The organism is Winogradskyella arenosi (assembly GCF_003337305.1).
Taxonomy (GTDB): Bacteria; Bacteroidota; Bacteroidia; order Flavobacteriales; family Flavobacteriaceae; genus Winogradskyella; species Winogradskyella arenosi.
Window position 1 is genome coordinate 1 of record NZ_QPJO01000004.1, and the last position, 15,792, is coordinate 15,792.

The 15,792-nt window shown below is 36.9% G+C and carries 13 protein-coding genes; 6 read left to right on the plus strand and 7 right to left on the minus strand.

Annotation, left to right across the window (positions count from 1 at the left end; all coding sequences use genetic code 11):
• From DFQ08_RS11575 to DFQ08_RS11585, 3 genes are all read right to left on the minus strand, one after another.
• The coding region (locus tag DFQ08_RS11575; RefSeq protein ID WP_114310194.1) for a helix-turn-helix domain-containing protein at positions 1–389 on the minus strand (389 nt) is incomplete at its 3' end.
• Positions 390–430: 41 nt separating this feature from the next.
• Entirely contained in the window at positions 431–1,453 is a 1,023-nt protein-coding gene (locus DFQ08_RS11580; protein ID WP_114310195.1) for an FAD/NAD(P)-binding protein, read from the minus strand.
• A 65-nt stretch (positions 1,454–1,518) separates the two neighbouring features.
• Positions 1,519–1,989 carry a hypothetical protein gene (locus DFQ08_RS11585; protein WP_114310196.1) on the minus strand — a complete coding sequence of 157 codons (471 nt, stop codon included), beginning with the start codon at positions 1,987–1,989 and terminating at the stop codon, positions 1,519–1,521.
• A 140-nt stretch (positions 1,990–2,129) separates the two neighbouring features.
• Here DFQ08_RS11585 and DFQ08_RS11590 point away from each other — a divergent pair, with 140 nt between their 5' ends.
• On the plus strand, positions 2,130–5,057 hold the full coding sequence (locus tag DFQ08_RS11590; protein WP_114310197.1) for an FAD-binding and (Fe-S)-binding domain-containing protein: 2,928 nt from the start codon (positions 2,130–2,132) through the stop codon (positions 5,055–5,057).
• Here DFQ08_RS11590 and DFQ08_RS11595 read toward each other — a convergent pair.
• On the minus strand, positions 5,049–5,900 hold the full coding sequence (locus DFQ08_RS11595; RefSeq protein WP_114310198.1) for a UDP-2,3-diacylglucosamine diphosphatase: 852 nt from the start codon (positions 5,898–5,900) through the stop codon (positions 5,049–5,051). The two genes, DFQ08_RS11590 and DFQ08_RS11595, sit on opposite strands and share 9 nt — an antisense overlap.
• A gap of 212 nt (positions 5,901–6,112) precedes the next feature.
• Between DFQ08_RS11595 and aroC the strand changes: the two genes are divergently transcribed.
• The 4 genes from aroC (at position 6,113) to DFQ08_RS11615 (ending at position 10,143) form a co-directional block, all read left to right on the plus strand.
• The gene (gene aroC, locus DFQ08_RS11600; protein WP_114310199.1) at positions 6,113–7,183 is read left to right on the plus strand and encodes a chorismate synthase; all 1,071 of its coding nucleotides are present in this window, start codon (positions 6,113–6,115) and stop codon (positions 7,181–7,183) included.
• Between the two features lie 104 nt (positions 7,184–7,287).
• Positions 7,288–8,733 (plus strand): dicarboxylate/amino acid:cation symporter, encoded by a 1,446-nt coding sequence (locus DFQ08_RS11605; RefSeq protein WP_114310200.1) that lies wholly within the window; start codon positions 7,288–7,290, stop codon positions 8,731–8,733.
• Between the two features lie 246 nt (positions 8,734–8,979).
• Positions 8,980–9,801: a sulfurtransferase gene (locus DFQ08_RS11610; RefSeq protein WP_245935428.1), complete on the plus strand. Its 822-nt coding sequence runs from the start codon at positions 8,980–8,982 to the stop codon at positions 9,799–9,801.
• Positions 9,802–9,807: 6 nt separating this feature from the next.
• Positions 9,808–10,143, plus strand: a complete 336-nt coding sequence (locus DFQ08_RS11615) for a TerB family tellurite resistance protein (protein ID WP_114310201.1) — start codon at positions 9,808–9,810, stop codon at positions 10,141–10,143.
• A 548-nt stretch (positions 10,144–10,691) separates the two neighbouring features.
• On the opposite strand, the gene DFQ08_RS11620 is transcribed toward DFQ08_RS11615, so the two are convergent.
• Genes DFQ08_RS11620 through DFQ08_RS11630 form a run of 3 tightly spaced genes read right to left on the minus strand, consistent with a single transcriptional unit; the run spans position 10,692 to position 14,851 of the window.
• Positions 10,692–11,111 (minus strand): thiol-disulfide oxidoreductase DCC family protein, encoded by a 420-nt coding sequence (locus DFQ08_RS11620; protein WP_114310202.1) that lies wholly within the window; start codon positions 11,109–11,111, stop codon positions 10,692–10,694.
• 29 nt (positions 11,112–11,140) lie between these two features.
• Complete coding sequence (locus DFQ08_RS11625; RefSeq protein ID WP_114310203.1) at positions 11,141–13,309, minus strand: endonuclease MutS2; 2,169 nt, start codon at positions 13,307–13,309, stop codon at positions 11,141–11,143.
• A 48-nt stretch (positions 13,310–13,357) separates the two neighbouring features.
• Complete coding sequence (locus DFQ08_RS11630) at positions 13,358–14,851, minus strand: YfcC family protein (protein ID WP_114310204.1); 1,494 nt, start codon at positions 14,849–14,851, stop codon at positions 13,358–13,360.
• A 56-nt stretch (positions 14,852–14,907) separates the two neighbouring features.
• On the opposite strand from DFQ08_RS11630, the gene DFQ08_RS11635 reads away from it, so the two are divergent.
• Positions 14,908–15,582: a uracil-DNA glycosylase gene (locus DFQ08_RS11635; protein WP_114310205.1), complete on the plus strand. Its 675-nt coding sequence runs from the start codon at positions 14,908–14,910 to the stop codon at positions 15,580–15,582.
• Positions 15,583–15,792 lie beyond the last annotated feature (210 nt).

Below are 15,792 nucleotides of genomic sequence, written 5' to 3' on the forward strand. Positions count from 1 at the left end.
GAGCCATTTTCTTTTATACGCTGTTTTTTCTTTAGCTCTATCTCTTTTGCTAATGTTTTGGGTAATGACTTTTTTGACATATCGACGCCTGTAATGAGTTCCATATCAGCGATAATGTCTTGTTGGAAGTCTTTTTGAAACTCAAGTTCTTCAATCTTTTCCTTGAGTTTTTTAATTTCATCATTTTTACTCATACCAGTATTTTGTTGTACTAAGGTACTATATTTTCTAATCCAATAGGAAATAGTTGTTCTAGGAACATCGTATTTTTTGGAAGCAAAGTTTCTGGATACTTGACCGTTTAAGATTTGGTCAACGACGAATAATTTTGTTTCTAAGGTTACTTTTTGGTAGGTTTTTTTTCGCCAGTGTTCATTTTGTGTTTTCATAAGTGACTATAATTAAAGGTTTAATTTTTAGTCAACCTATTTCAGGAAAATTCATGGTTTAAATGATGTAATTGAGCGTCGTCTTTTAGCTCAAGATAAACTCTTGCACTGATTTGCGCTATAGGCTGTATTAAAAAATCGAGATGAGACAGCGCTGAATCGGATTGCGAAACAGCTTCAATTTCAGTTTTAAAATGTTCTAATTCTTCATCTGTAGGTTGGTATTTTACATCAATCACTTCATTCAACGGTTTTGGAACTAAAGGCAATCCATCTAATGAAAACGGAACAATTTTTAAGCCTTGGGCTTGGGTTTTGTAATATACCGTTTCAAAAGTACTCGGGTCTATCACCTTAAAATTTCCGAAGTTATTTATGGTGAGATAACGCATCACATCAATCATTGCTAAACCAAAACCTCGAATCCCTACGGTCATTTCCATCTCGTTTTTAAGCGTCTCCAATTGCGTAATCGGGTAGGAGGTGTCAAAAAGTTGTGGTGTATGATGCTTAGCAACGTGAGATGTCCAGGATTGTAATTGGTCGGATAAGACCGTAGACTGATGCCCTACAGTAAGCACAAGTGCATCGCAAACCCATTGTTGATCGTGGCCGATAATTTCTAAACGTTCGTCCTTCGGCTTAAGATCTATAATTTCTTCGTTATAACTCTCAAAGGTTTTTAGATTTTCTAATGCTTTTGCAATAGACGTGTAACGCGCATTTAAATAATGTCCTATTTTTTGGCGTGGAGGAAACGTATCAGGCGCATAAACCCCTTGATTATAATTACTCCACTCGTGATACGATGGGAATTCAGGAATTGTACAACCCGCATAAGAGATCGCTTGGCGTTGTTCAATACCCACCAAGGCACGCTCAGTAATGTTAATCCAGTTAGAATCGGGTTGCGACATATCCCAAACCGTACCTGTTCCCGGACAATGGGTGGCATCAAAAATATGCAAACCGATTTCAAGTTGTTGTTTACTGAGCTCTAAAAGCAGTCGCTCTAAAGCATAGAGCCCTCGAGGCCCCATTCCTATGATTGCAAGTTGTTTCATACGCTTTAAAATTAACAAAAAAACCACCTCGTTAAAGGTGGTTTTCTATATATAAATTATTAAGTTTAGAATTGGTATCTAATTCCTAAAGCGATATCAAAATCTAGATCATTTCTATAATCGCCAAATCCAAGTTCTGGTCTAAAATCTAAAGATAATAATAAAGGAAAATCAAAGCTGTATTCTAGTCCAACATCACCTGCAGCAAAAACAAAGGTCTCATTGTTATCACCATTATCTTCATAAGACCCTAAACCACCACCGGCACCCGCGTACCAGTTAAATCCACCGTCAAGATTCCAAACCCATTGGTATAAACCAGCTAATTTAAAACCATCATAATCATCGGCGCTTCTCCATCCTAAATCAACTTCTAAACGGTTGTTCCCCCCTAAAGCACGTTGGTAAGAGACCTCAGTTCCAAATCCATCACCAGCACCTAAACGTAGACCAATAGCGTTATCAGCGATTTCTTGAGCGCTAGAAGCTCCAATAAATCCAATTGTAAATAATCCTAATAAAAATAATTTCTTCATAATAGTTTTAAGTTTATATTCATAATTTTAGCATCTTGAAATATGCTAACCTTCATAAGGCCAAAATTAATTCTTAAAAGGCGCTTTAGCCATTTTTTTAAGATAAAATTATAACTCCTTTCAATCGAATATTAACGCTAATGAAAAGTAAAACCCTTCAAGCTCTCAAAAATTTACAAGCTAAATTAAAAGGAGAGCTCTCTTTCAGCACTTTAACAAAAGCCCTTTACGCTACAGATGCTTCAGTCTATCGAAAGCTACCTTTAGCCGTGGCTTTACCTAAAGATGAAACGGATCTAAAATTATTGATTGAGTTTGCAAATACCCATAACACCTCATTAATTCCACGAACGGCGGGAACCTCTTTAGCCGGGCAATGTGTAGGCGAGGGGATTGTTGTGGATGTTTCTAAATATTTTAGAAATATTATTGCGATAGATAAGGGCGCCAAAACCGTAACCGTACAGCCTGGAGTGGTTAGAGATGAACTTAATCTTTACCTAAAACCTTTCGGCTTATTTTTTGGCCCCAACACCTCGACCTCAAATCGCTGTATGATTGGAGGTATGGTAGGGAACAACTCATCCGGAACCACATCTATTCAATATGGAGTTACTCGCGATAAAGTCCGAAGTCTAAAAACCATCTTAAGCGATGGGAGCGAAGCCGAATTTGGCAGCTTAACTAAAGCCAATTTTCAAGAGAAACTAAAATTAAACAACTTAGAAAGTCATATTTACAAAACTATTTATGACACCTTAGCGCCTGAACCTGTTCAGCAGCAAATAAAAAAGGAATTTCCAAAACCTGAAATCCACAGAAGAAACACCGGCTATGCCATAGATGCTTTAATCGATAGCGAGATATTCTCAGCTTCTGACCGTTCCTTTAATATGTGTCAACTGCTTTGTGGAAGTGAAGGAACCTTGGCTTTTACCACGGAGATCACTTTACAGTTAGATCTCTTGCCTCCTGAAAAAAGTGCCATCATTGCCTTACATTTTGATAGTATTGCCAACTGTTTAAAATCTGTGGAAACCGTAATGCACCATAATCTCCACACCTGCGAGATGATGGACGCCACCATTCTTAATCTTACCAAACACAATAAAACTCAACAAGAAAACCGGACTTTTGTTGAAGGCGATCCTGAGGCCATACTTATGTGCGAATTAAAAGCCGAAACAGAAGCGCTTTTAACCCAAGACATCACCTTGTTTCTAAGTGCTATAAAACCTTTGAATTTAGCTTATGCCATGCCTGTTTTAACAGGTGAAGCTATAGATAAAGCCATGGAACTCCGAAAGGCTGGTTTAGGGCTTTTAGGAAATATTATTGGCGACAAAAAAGCGGTGGCCTGTATAGAAGATACAGCGGTAACCCTAGAAGATTTAGAAACCTATATTAATGAGTTTACCGCCCTTATGGCGTCTTACAACCAAAATGCGGTGTATTATGCCCATGCCGGTGCTGGAGAATTGCATTTACGACCTATACTCGATTTAAAACAAGCTTCTGATGTTCAGTTATTTCGGAAAATTACCACCGATGTAGCGCATTTGGTTAAAAAATACCAAGGCTCTATGTCTGGAGAACATGGAGACGGTATAGTGCGGGCAGAATTTATCCCGTTAATGATCGGTGATGAGAACTACAACCTATTAAAACAAATAAAAAGTGCTTTCGATCCTGAAAACATCTTTAATCCTGGGAAAATTGTAGATGCTTATCCTATGGATGAAAATTTACGCTACACCCCAGATCGCGAAACGCCAGAGATTGAAACGCTCATGGATTTTACGGAATCTCAAGGTATTTTGCGTGCAGCAGAAAAATGCAACGGTTCTGGGGATTGTAGAAAATTACCAGACTTTGGTGGCGTGATGTGTCCAAGTTATCGCGCCACGAGGAATGAAAAAGACACCACAAGAGGACGTGCCAATGCCTTACGGGAAGTTTTAACGAATTCTGAAAAGTCTAACCGATTTAATCACGAAGAATTAAAGGATGTTTTTGACCTCTGCCTAAGTTGTAAAGCGTGTAAAAGCGAATGCCCAAGTAGTGTAGATATCGCCACATTAAAAGCAGAATTTCAATACCAATACCAGAAGGAAAATGGGGTGCCGTTACGGACTAAATTGTTCGCCTATAATAATCAAATGAATGCCATAGCGAGTCATGTTCCTAAACTGACTAACTTTATGTTTTCGAACAAAATAACAAGTACATTCATTAAGAAAATTGGAGGTATCGCTCCGAATCGAAGCTTGCCTTTAGTTTCAACTAAAAGTTTAAGCAAACACTACAAAAAATCTAACAACAAGTTAGTTAATAAAAATTACATTAAAGAAGTTTTTTTATTTAATGATGAATTTACCAATCATTTAGATACTGAAATTGGCGTCGATGCCTTAACGCTTTTAAAGGCCTTAAATTATAAAGTCACAATGATTTCTCACTCAGAATCAGGTCGTGCTATGCTTTCTAAAGGCCTTGTGAAAGACGCAAAAAATAAAGCCAATACCAATGTATCTATTTTTAAATCGCTCATCTCAGTAGACCGCCCTTTATTAGGTATAGAACCGTCAGCGCTATTAACTTTTAAGGACGAATATTTAAAACTCGCCGATGATAAAGCTGCTGCAAAATCCATTGCGGAGCACACCTTTCTTATTGAAGAATTTATACAACAAGAAATCGCTTTAGGACATATAACGTCCGCACAATTTACCAAAGCCCCTAAAACCATAAAGTTTCATGGACATTGTCATCAAAAGGCTCTTGCCAATCAAAAATCGAGTTTTGATATTTTAAACCTTCCAGAGCATTATAAAGTGACCATTATTCCTAGCGGATGTTGTGGTATGGCGGGAAGTTTCGGGTACGAAAAGGAGCATTATGATATCAGCATGCAAATAGGGGAGCAAACCTTATTTCCTGCGGTTCGTAAAGCAGCAGAAACGACTTTAATTTCAGCAAACGGAACCAGTTGCAGGCACCAAATTAAGGATGGTACCGGACGTGTGGCAAAACACCCCATCACCATTTTAAGAGAAGCTTTACTTTGATTTTTTGGTTTTGGGCTGCTCTACAATGGTTATGGCCGCAATAAGATCTTGGTTGTTCATTTCTTTAATATCATCATCGCCAAAAAAAGGGGAGAGCTTATCGTTGTTATAACTGTAAATTTTCCAGCGTTTAAATTGATATTCTAAAGCCGTAAAGTTTTCAACCCAATCCCCAGAGTTTAAATAGGTGGTTTGCCCATATTTATTCTCCTTAATCAGCATTTTAGGTTGGTGAATATGGCCACAAACCACATAATCATAGCCATTTTGTATGGCTAAATCACTGGCTACCTCTTCAAAATCATTAATATACTTCACCGCACCTTTGACTCCGTTTTTTATCTTTTTAGACAGGGAGTAACGCTCTTTTCCAAGCTTTTCTAAACACCAATTAACTAAACCATTCATTATAATTAAAAAGTCATATCCCCAACCACCGAGTTTAGCGAGCCACTTGGCATTTTGAATAGACATATCAAAAACATCACCATGAAAAAACCAAGCTTTCTTACCGTCTAAGTTTAAAACCAACTTATTTACAATAGAAATATTTCCAATTTCAGTATCAGCAAATTTGCGCAACATCTCATCATGGTTTCCGGTTATGTAAACCACATTTACGCCGTTAGCTGCAAAATCCATAATTTTCTTTATAACCTTGAGATGGGACTTTGGGAAATACCGTTTTTTAAATTGCCAAATGTCTATAATATCACCATTTAAAATAAGCGTCTTGGGCTCAATGCTATTTAAATATGTGAGAAGCTGTTTCGCTTGGCATCCAAAGGTTCCTAAATGCACGTCTGATATCACCGCTATTTCAACTTTTCGTTTTAAATTCACAATGTTTGGTTTGAGTGTGTTACAAAGAACTATAATTAAGTTTGTTTTTCTAAAGGCAAGCAATTAATTAACTATCAGAGAATTGTTATCATTTTGTTACGAAAACAGGCCAATTAAAAAAAGACCTTAACATTGAAATAACACCGTAAAAAGGCGACTTCTATTTTTGTTTCTGTCTTAGAAGATTTACATTAGCGTAAAATTTTAATTTAATGGCAGGAAATTCATTCGGAAAGCTATTCAAACTCACCACATTTGGGGAGTCTCATGGCGCAGCAATAGGTGGTGTAATAGACGGTTGTCCAGCAGGAATAGAACTTGATTTTGAAGCAATTCAGAATGAGTTAAACCGTCGTAAACCCGGACAGTCTAAAATAGTTACCCAACGTAAGGAACCCGATACGGTAGAGTTTTATTCGGGAATTTTTGAAGGTGTCACTACCGGAACACCAATTGGGTTCGTAATTCATAACACCAATCAGAAATCTAAAGACTACTCGCATATTAAAGACGTTTACCGTCCGAGTCATGCCGATTATACTTATGACAAGAAGTATGGTGTAAGAGACTATAGAGGAGGAGGGCGTAGCTCTGCGCGTGAAACCGCTTCTAGAGTTGTCGCTGGTGCTATTGCCAAACAGTTTATAAGTACAATTGATATCAATGCTTTTACTTCTTCAGTAGGGGATATTTTTATAGATAAACCTTATCAAGATTTAGATTTTGACCTTATAGAATCTAATGCTATCCGTTGTCCAGACGAAGCGACAGCTGCTAAAATGATTTCTAAAATTGAAGCCATTAAAAAGCAAGGCGATACCATTGGTGGTACCATTACCTGTGTGATTAAAAATGTACCCGTAGGTCTTGGAGAGCCTGTTTTTGATAAATTACATGCCGAACTCGGTAAAGCGATGCTATCCATAAATGCAGTAAAAGGATTTGAATATGGAAGTGGATTTTGTGGGGCTAAAATGACCGGAAGCGACCACAATGATCTTTTTAATAGCGACGGTACTACACAAACCAATTTATCAGGTGGTATACAGGGAGGCATTAGCAACGGTATGGACATTTACTTTAGAGTGGCGTTTAAGCCTGTAGCTACAGTTATACAGAAACAGGAAGCATTAAATAGTCAAGGGGAACTTGTAGAAATGCAAGGTAAAGGTCGACACGATCCTTGTGTTGTTCCTAGAGCAGTGCCTATTGTAGAGGCTATGGCAGCCATGGTTATTGCCGATCAAATCTTGTTGCGTAGACAAGAGTCTCGCGATTGGTAGTTAACCCCTAAACCTAATTATAATTGTGAGTAATACCATATATAACGATTGCCACAACAACCCTTAAAAATGAAACAATTCCTGTTTAAAAAGGAATATAGCGTATGAAAAAATTGGCATTACACTGGAAGATTATTATCGGAATGGTTCTTGGAATCCTTTGGGCATTACTATCAAGCACCATGGGATGGAGTGCATTTACCATTAATTGGATAGACCCCTTCGGTACTATTTTTATTAATCTTTTAAAGTTAATCGCTGTTCCGCTCGTTTTATTTTCAATTATAGGTGGTGTCGCTAATATTGGAGATCCTAAAAGCTTAGGTCGTATGGGTGGTAAAACCTTAGGGATTTACTTGCTAACCACAATTATGGCTATTTCCTTAGGATTGGTTTTGGTTAATGTTTTTAAGCCTGGAAAGCTTATTGATGAACAAAGCCGAATAGACAACCGTATTAGCTATGAGATTTGGGCCGACAGTGAAGGTCATGAAATTAAAGACGGTATCAACTACCTTCAAAAACCTGAATTCTTTGAACGCGCTCAGGAAATTTCAGAATTATCCAAAAGCCAGCTTAAAGAGGCTTCCGTAGCCGATAAGATGGAAACCGTAAAATCTCGTAAAGAAACCACGCCACTACAGCCTTTAATTGATATTGTACCAAGCAACTTTTTTCATTCCTTATCAAATAATGGATTAATGCTGCAAATTATATTTTTCGCCATCTTCTTTGGCGTTTGTCTATTATTTATCCCGACCGAGCAATCGCTTCCTGTTTTAAACTTAGTGAACGGGGTTAATGAAGTTTTCCTTAAAATGGTAGATATCGTTATGCAAGGAGCACCGTTTTTTGTTTTTGCTTTGTTAGCAGGTGTTGTAAGTAAAATGGCCGGTGATGATATCGGTAAAGTTGTAGAAATCTTTAAAGGGTTAAGTTGGTACTCACTAACCGTTTTATTAGGCTTATTACTAATGATATTTGTAATCTATCCCTTAATTCTAAAACTCTTTGTTAAAAAAGTTCCTTACAAAGGCTTCTTTAAAGCTATGAGTCCTGCGCAGACTTTAGCTTTTTCAACATCGAGTAGTGCGGCTACACTTCCTGTAACCATGGAGTGTGTTGAAGAGAATTTAGGCGTCAATAAAAAAATTAGCAGTTTTGTGCTTCCTATTGGAGCCACTGTAAATATGGATGGAACGAGCTTATACCAAGCTGTTGCTGTGATCTTTTTAGCTCAAATGCACATGATTGATCTTACCATTGGGCAACAAGTTACCGTGGTACTGACCGCTACTTTAGCTTCTGTAGGATCTGCAGCCGTACCAAGTGCCGGACTCGTTATGCTTATTATTGTATTGAGTTCTGTAGGTTTAAATCCGGCTTGGATTGCCATCATCTTTCCTGTAGATCGTATTTTAGATATGTTTAGAACGGTGGTTAACGTCACAGGTGATGCTACCGTATGTTCTATAATTGCCGATGGTGAAGACATGCTGGATTATCACGATCAAAGCAATCCTACCGAAACTTTTGACTTAGATTCTTAGAGAACAATCTTTATGGTTTCAAATTATTTTTTAACTTTAAGAAAAATAATAAAATCGAGCTTTAGCTTGAACCAGAAAGATTAGTGGAAGTTAATGTAATGTCATCAGAAGGATCTACCTACAATAATAAAGTGTATAAAAACAAAATAAAAGTAGAGGAGAAGGTTATAAGCATTGTAGCGCATAAAGTATTTGACAGGCTTCAGACTTTTGACAGATGCACACGTTTACATAAAACGATAGAAAATGCCTAATTCCATGTTGCCATTAGTACAAACTCATGTAAGTGTTGATTGGCTTTATGCCAACAGCAACTTAGAGCAGCTTGTGGTTCTAGACGCGACCATTAACAAAGTGGTTAGCTCGTCTTCTGTACGTATACCCAAAGCGCGATTTTTTGATATTAAACAAAAATTCAGCACCGTTTCTGCGCCATTTCCAAGCACCTTACCGTCTAAAGACCAATTTGAAAAGGAAGCCCAATTATTAGGCCTTAATAAGGATGCTGTCATTGTTGTTTATGACGACAAGGGGATTTACTCGAGCGCACGCGTATGGTGGCTTTTTAAAGTCTTTGGCTTTCAAAATGTCGCTGTTTTAGATGGCGGTTTACCCGAATGGAGAGTACAGAACTTCCCTTTAGAGCATTATCAAGAGGAAACCTATCCCTTAGGAAATTTTGAAGCCGATTTCAAGTCTGAGCTTATGACCGATTTTAAAGGCATCCAGGCGTTTCAAAATCAACCGGAAGCCCTAATTATCGACGCGCGCTCTGAAGACCGATTTCATTGTCGGGTAGATGAACCACGCGAAGGACTTCGCCGAGGGACTATCCCTTCATCTAAAAACCTACCTTATACTATATTATTAAATGGTTATAAGTTAAAACCTAAAGCAGAACTTCAAGAAATCTTTGCTACTTTAGTAGACACACAATCCGTGTTAGTGTTTAGCTGTGGCTCAGGCATTACCGCCTGTATTGTCGCCTTAGCGGCCACAATTTGTAATTATAAAAATTTAGTGGTCTATGATGGCTCATGGACCGAATATGGAAGTTTAACATCATAATAAAAAATGAACAGAATAGATTGGACTAGAGACGAGCTCGTCGCTTACATTTTACTTTTCGCTGCAAATGCTGATTTTAAAGAATCAGAAGAAGAACGTCAATTAATTATCTCTAAAGTGGATCCAGCCTCATTTAAAGAAATTCATGAGGAATTTGAAGCGGATAATGACTACCAAGGTCTAAAAAAAATAACCGCCAGTTTAGAGCAACACTTATACACGAAAGAAGATATCGACCTTCTTTTAGAGGATATCAAAGCCCTGTTTTTTGCTGATGGCGATTTTGATATCACGGAACAAAACATGCTACGTTGCTTAGAACGTTTATTTAAAACACTATGATGTAAAAGCTTTCTTTTGCTGAAATTACCTCTAAAACTATAGTGTAGTTCTTTTTCATGCCGTTTTGGATGTTTGTAGTTTCACATTAAAGACAGGGATTTATGTGCCTTATATTTGCCCGCAATACACAGCGGGCATCAGTTTAGAAAAGCGCTTTGAAACCTTATTCTGAAGAGGATTCGAAAAAATCGTAATCCAAGAGCGACCATACAAATGAAAATCTCAACTTTCTCTTAAAAGGGTTGAAGTCATTACTACCACAAACCATTGACCTCCATAACCTTAAATAGGTTTCGCGGCTCAATTTTCCCTTTTAGGAGCTTTTAAAAGGTTCTAGGTCGATGATTTTTGAACTTGAAAACTGCATATCATAATTATCATCAGTTTCAACGACTATTTTATACACTCAAGATAAGGGGCTCTACATTTGTCCTTAAGAATAGTATGCTATTAACCACTATTATTTATATTTTGAGTTTAAGTTTGAAATAAAAAAGCCCTTTTCAAAATTGAAAGGGCTTTTTTTTATTCATTGGTTAACAAGGCTTTTAATCTATAAATTTAGACTGAAGCTCTGGTGTTGGAATCATACAAGACGCTTTCTTACCATACCAGCTGTAACGATTCTTAGCAATATAATCGTACACTAGATTTCTTATAAATGCGGGAATCACTAAAAATATAGCCCCAATAGCGATTGGAAACCCAAGTTTCTTAGCGATTCTTAAGGCCGCTGTAGACTTATAGTACAACTTATCCTTAAGTGGATTATAAAGTAGTATGGAGTCCGTTTCTTCCGTATCTATATGAAACTTGTCTATGATTTGTTGTCCTATCGCACTCTCTAAAGGAGCAAACATAAAGAGGTCCTTTTTATCGTGCTTTATAACAAATAACACACTGGAATTGCAAAGGTTGCAAACCCCATCAAAAAGAACGAGTTGTTTGTTTTTAGGAAGATTTGTCATAGACTTAAAATTCAAATTAACGGTTCAACTTACTTTTTCATGGCCTCAACCAATTCTAACTGATCAAGACTTACATTAGTGGTAAACATTCCGTAATTCACATTAGCCTTACCTTTTTCAATACTATCAATGGTCCCAACCGCACGGCCATCTTGCAACCTCACACGATCATGAACTCTTAATATTGGTTTCGGTTTTTCGGTTTTAACCGCTTTCTTTTTGGCCTCTTTTTTCTTTTTACGAATAATCTCTACTTTTTTCTCCGCTTCGGCTTTAACTTGTTTCTCTTTATGCTTTTCAGCACGTTTTTGTTTCGCTGATACTTTCTTTCGTTTTGAATTTTCAATTTGAACCAATCGGAATAACTCCGCCATTAAGGCTTTCTTATTCTTGTTTTCAAAATACTTATCAGAAATATCGTCAATCTTTTGACCTAAGTAAATTAAGCGCTGATTAGAATCGTAAAGCTCTTGAAAACTCTCTAGCTTCTTCTGAACCTTCGCATTGACTTCCTCGAGCTTATCGGCTTCAGAAATCTTTTTCTTTTCATTTTCCTTTAAGGAACGTTCGGTACGTTCTAGCTTACTTCGTTCTTTTTGAAGTTTGGCAATCGTTGCATCAAACCGGACTTTACCACGCTCAATTTTCTTCTTAGATTTATTAATTAAACTATAAGGAATTCCGTTTTTCTGAGCCACTTCAAAAGTAAAAGAACTTCCTGCCTGTCCAACGACAAGCTTATACATAGGTTCTAATGTTTTTTCATTGAAAAGCATATTCGCATTCTGAATATGTGGCAATTCATTAGCTAATAATTTTAAGTTGGAGTAGTGGGTAGTAATAATACCATAAGCTTCACGCTCATAAAAAACTTCTAAAAAGGTCTCGGCTAAGGCGCCTCCTAATTCGGGATCACTTCCTGTTCCAAATTCATCAATTAAAAACAAGGTTTCACTATTACACTTCTTTAAGAAATAGTTCATCTGCTTTAAGCGGTAACTATAGGTACTCAGATGATTTTCAATCGACTGGTTATCCCCAATATCACTTAAAATCCTATCGAACAAACACACATAACTACGCTCATGAACCGGGATTAACATTCCACTCTGAAGCATGGTTTGTAATAAACCTACGGTTTTTAGTGTAATACTTTTTCCACCTGCATTAGGACCCGAGATCACAATAATACGACTGTCTTTTTCTAAACCAATTGTTTGTGGAAAGGTTTTTTCACCCTTTTCTTTATTATTTAAATAGAGGAGTGGATGATAGGCATCGCGCAAATGCATACGACGATCAGGGGAGAATTGAGGTAGGATAGCATTCATACGCTCTGCATATTTTGCTTTTGCAGCAATGACATCCATCTGAGTTAAAAACTCTTGATAATCCTTTAAAAGTGGTAAGAACTCCCGAATATAATTCGTTAATTCCTTCAAGATTTTTATAACTTCTTCCTTCTCTTCGTATTCTAAATTATTAAGTTCTCTTGTATGCTGAAGGGTGGTTTCAGGTTCAATATAAACGATACTTCCCGTTTTACTACCCCCCATAATAGAACCCCGAACTTTTCTACGATACATCGCTTTTACAGCCAGAACACGTTTATTATCCACTACGGATTCTCGGATATCGTCTAAATAATCGAGTTGTTGATAGGTGTGTAATGCCGAAGCAAAACTACTATTGATTTTGCCTTTAAGGGCGTTAATAGAACGTCTTAAGTCCGCCAAAGGTGGCGAAGCATCATCCTTTATATCACCAAAGCGATCTATAACCGCATTAACCTGATCTATAATTTGTGTTTGTACCGGAATGTGCTGTGAAAATTCCTGTAATTTCGGATAATACTCTTTAAATTTTTCTAAAAACTTTAAAATTGAATTGACCGTCAACGACATACTCACTAGCTTCTGAAGGCTAGATACCTCGAGGAAGGTATTTTCAATTTTAAGCAGCTTTAATTCTTTGGCAATCGTTTCAAAACCATGATTAGGGATTCTATTATCATTTTCAAAAGATGATAGAAATTCATTCACATAGGTCAACGCTTCTTTTAGAGGCGCTTCCGCTTTAAAAGGTAAAATGTCTAAAACCGCTTCTTTACCTAAAGCCGTAAGGGCATGTTCACTAATTTGATCTAAAACGGTAAAGAATTCAAGATCCTTTAAGGTTTTTTCATGAATGTTAATCATGTATAATTTTTAATATTAGAACTACAAAGTTAAACTATTAATATGGCATTATAAATAAGAGGCTACAGCAAGTACAATTAAGGTTACTAGCGTAAGAATCCCAAATAAAGGCATGATAAATTTTAGCCATTTACTGTAGTTGATTTTGGCAACGGCTAGCGATGCTAGTATTAATCCGGTAGGGTTGACTAAATAAAATAAACCTAATCCGTATTGATACGTATTCACTACAATTTCTCGTCCTATCCCAACGGTATCTGCCAATGGGGCCATAATTGGCATGGTTAAAACGGCCATACCAGAAGAACTTGGTATAAAAAATGAAAGTCCAGAATAGATTATGGTTAAGGTACTAGAGAAAACGCCTTTATTCATTCCTGTGGTAAGATCACTCGCATAATACAACAAGGTATCACTAATAAGACCATCAGTCATTAAGACCGTCACCCCTCTAGCAATCCCAATAATAAGTGCCACTCCAAGAAGATCACTCGCGCCACTAACGAAGGTTTCAATAAATTCTGTTTCACTGATTTTAATAACAAATCCTATAATGATAGCCGCTATTAAAAACACGGTAGTCATTTCTACAAACCACCAATCGAGCATAGATACCCCGATAATCATTAAAATAAAAGCGCCTGTAAATAAGGCAAGGGCTAATTTTAACCTCCAGTTAAATTTTATATGAGAACTGTCCTTTAAACTGAATAGCGCTTCTATCTGTTCTTTTTGATCATAGATAAGAGATTTCGTAGGGTCTTTTTTTACGCGATTCGCATACCGAATAATATAACCTATGGTAATGCTTAAACATAAGACGAGCATAAATACTCTACCATATAATCCTGTTGTCCAATTTATACCCGCAGCGTCACTAGCAATAATGGTTGAAAACGGATTAATTGTAGAACACATAGTCCCAATTGCCGAACCTAAAAAGATACAGGCGACACCCACAATAGCATCATATTTAGCGGCTAAAAATACTGGGATAAGAATAGGGAAGAAGGCAATGGTTTCTTCTGCAAATCCAAAGGTTGTTCCCCCTAAAGCCACAAGCGTGGTCACCAATACAATAAGTAAAGCCTCTCTACCACGTAAAGCTTTAGCCAATTGCGCAATAGCGGCATCAAAAGCACCAGATTTGTTGAGAATACCAATTAATCCCCCAATAATTAACACGAGGAAAATAATATCTGCCGCTTCAATAATACCTTTAATCGGTGATTTTACAAAATCTAAAAAGCCTTGAGGCTGAGCTTCAAGTTTATGATATGTCCCAGGGATATTAATAGGCTTATAAATATCGCCATTGGTGAATTTTTCAACAGGAATTTTAATATTTAAAGTCTCTAAAGTCCCTTGCGAGGCTTCTAAAGTTGTTTCTTCGTCTAAACTTAATCGTGTAAATTTGTCCGTGGAAGCATCATAGCTTAACGTATCATATTTTCCTGCGGGAATAAACCAAGTTAATAGGGTTACCAAACCTGCGATAATAAAGAGTATGGTTTGTGCAGAAGGAAATTTAAGCGTTTTCATTTTATAAGATTTTGCCTCCAAAGATAAGACTAATAGCCCTTAATTTCTTTTTAAAAATGATTGAAAATTTAGATGAAAGTTGGAGAGAACTTCTACAGGAAGAGTTTGAAAAACCTTACTTTAAAACATTAACGGACTTTGTAAAAAGTGCTTATGCTAAAGAATTGTGTTTTCCTGAGGTCACTTCAATTTTTAACGCCTTTAACCACTGTAAATTAGACCAACTCAAAGTGGTTATAATTGGCCAAGACCCGTATCATGATGTTGGGCAGGCCAATGGGTTGAGCTTTTCAGTAAATGATGGTATAAAACACCCACCATCCTTAGTTAATATTTTTAAAGAAATTGAACAAGACCTAAAACTTCCGTACCCCAAACATGGTAATTTAACCCCATGGGCTCACCAAGGTGTATTATTGCTCAATGCAACGTTAACGGTAAAAGCACACCAAGCGGGTAGTCACCAAAAACAAGGTTGGGAACAATTTACAGATGCGGTAATAAAAAAGATAAGTGCTAAAAAATCTAAGGTGGTTTTTCTTTTATGGGGTGGTTATGCTAAAAAGAAAAAGAAACTCATTGATACCAATAAGCATTTTGTTTTAGAGAGCGGACATCCTTCGCCTTTAAGTGCCAATAGGGGGTATTGGTTTGGAAATAAACACTTCAGTAAGACTAACTCCCTGTTGCAGCAAGTTGGGGACGCTTCAATTGATTGGAAACTAAAGTAGGTTCCTGCTCAACCTCTTTTAAAGCTTTCCGCTTCTCCGAGACCGTTTTAGTGGTTTTATTACAGCTAAAGATTAACAATAGAAAGTTGAGCACCACTAAAGAAGATAAAATTAATGTAATAGTGAGAATCATATTGATTTGAACGTGTTTGATTGATGGTTCTGTTAATAAATTTAACAAATGTAACCATTTTTTTCAAAATCTAAAAT

Excerpts from the sequence above, each read along its gene's own strand:
- DFQ08_RS11635 (WP_114310205.1), top strand. The coding sequence starts at position 14,908 with ATGATTGAAAATTTAGATGAAAGTTGGAGAGAACTTCTACAGGAAGAG.
- DFQ08_RS11580 (WP_114310195.1), bottom strand. The coding sequence starts at position 1,453 with ATGAAACAACTTGCAATCATAGGAATGGGGCCTCGAGGGCTCTATGCT.
- DFQ08_RS11625 (WP_114310203.1), bottom strand. The coding sequence starts at position 13,309 with ATGATTAACATTCATGAAAAAACCTTAAAGGATCTTGAATTCTTTACC.
- DFQ08_RS11590 (WP_114310197.1), top strand. The coding sequence starts at position 2,130 with ATGAAAAGTAAAACCCTTCAAGCTCTCAAAAATTTACAAGCTAAATTA.
- DFQ08_RS11605 (WP_114310200.1), top strand. The coding sequence starts at position 7,288 with ATGAAAAAATTGGCATTACACTGGAAGATTATTATCGGAATGGTTCTT.
- DFQ08_RS11630 (WP_114310204.1), bottom strand. The coding sequence starts at position 14,851 with ATGAAAACGCTTAAATTTCCTTCTGCACAAACCATACTCTTTATTATC.
- DFQ08_RS11615 (WP_114310201.1), top strand. The coding sequence starts at position 9,808 with ATGAACAGAATAGATTGGACTAGAGACGAGCTCGTCGCTTACATTTTA.
- DFQ08_RS11585 (WP_114310196.1), bottom strand. The coding sequence starts at position 1,989 with ATGAAGAAATTATTTTTATTAGGATTATTTACAATTGGATTTATTGGA.
- DFQ08_RS11610 (WP_245935428.1), top strand. The coding sequence starts at position 8,980 with ATGCCTAATTCCATGTTGCCATTAGTACAAACTCATGTAAGTGTTGAT.
- aroC (WP_114310199.1), top strand. The coding sequence starts at position 6,113 with ATGGCAGGAAATTCATTCGGAAAGCTATTCAAACTCACCACATTTGGG.
- DFQ08_RS11620 (WP_114310202.1), bottom strand. The coding sequence starts at position 11,111 with ATGACAAATCTTCCTAAAAACAAACAACTCGTTCTTTTTGATGGGGTT.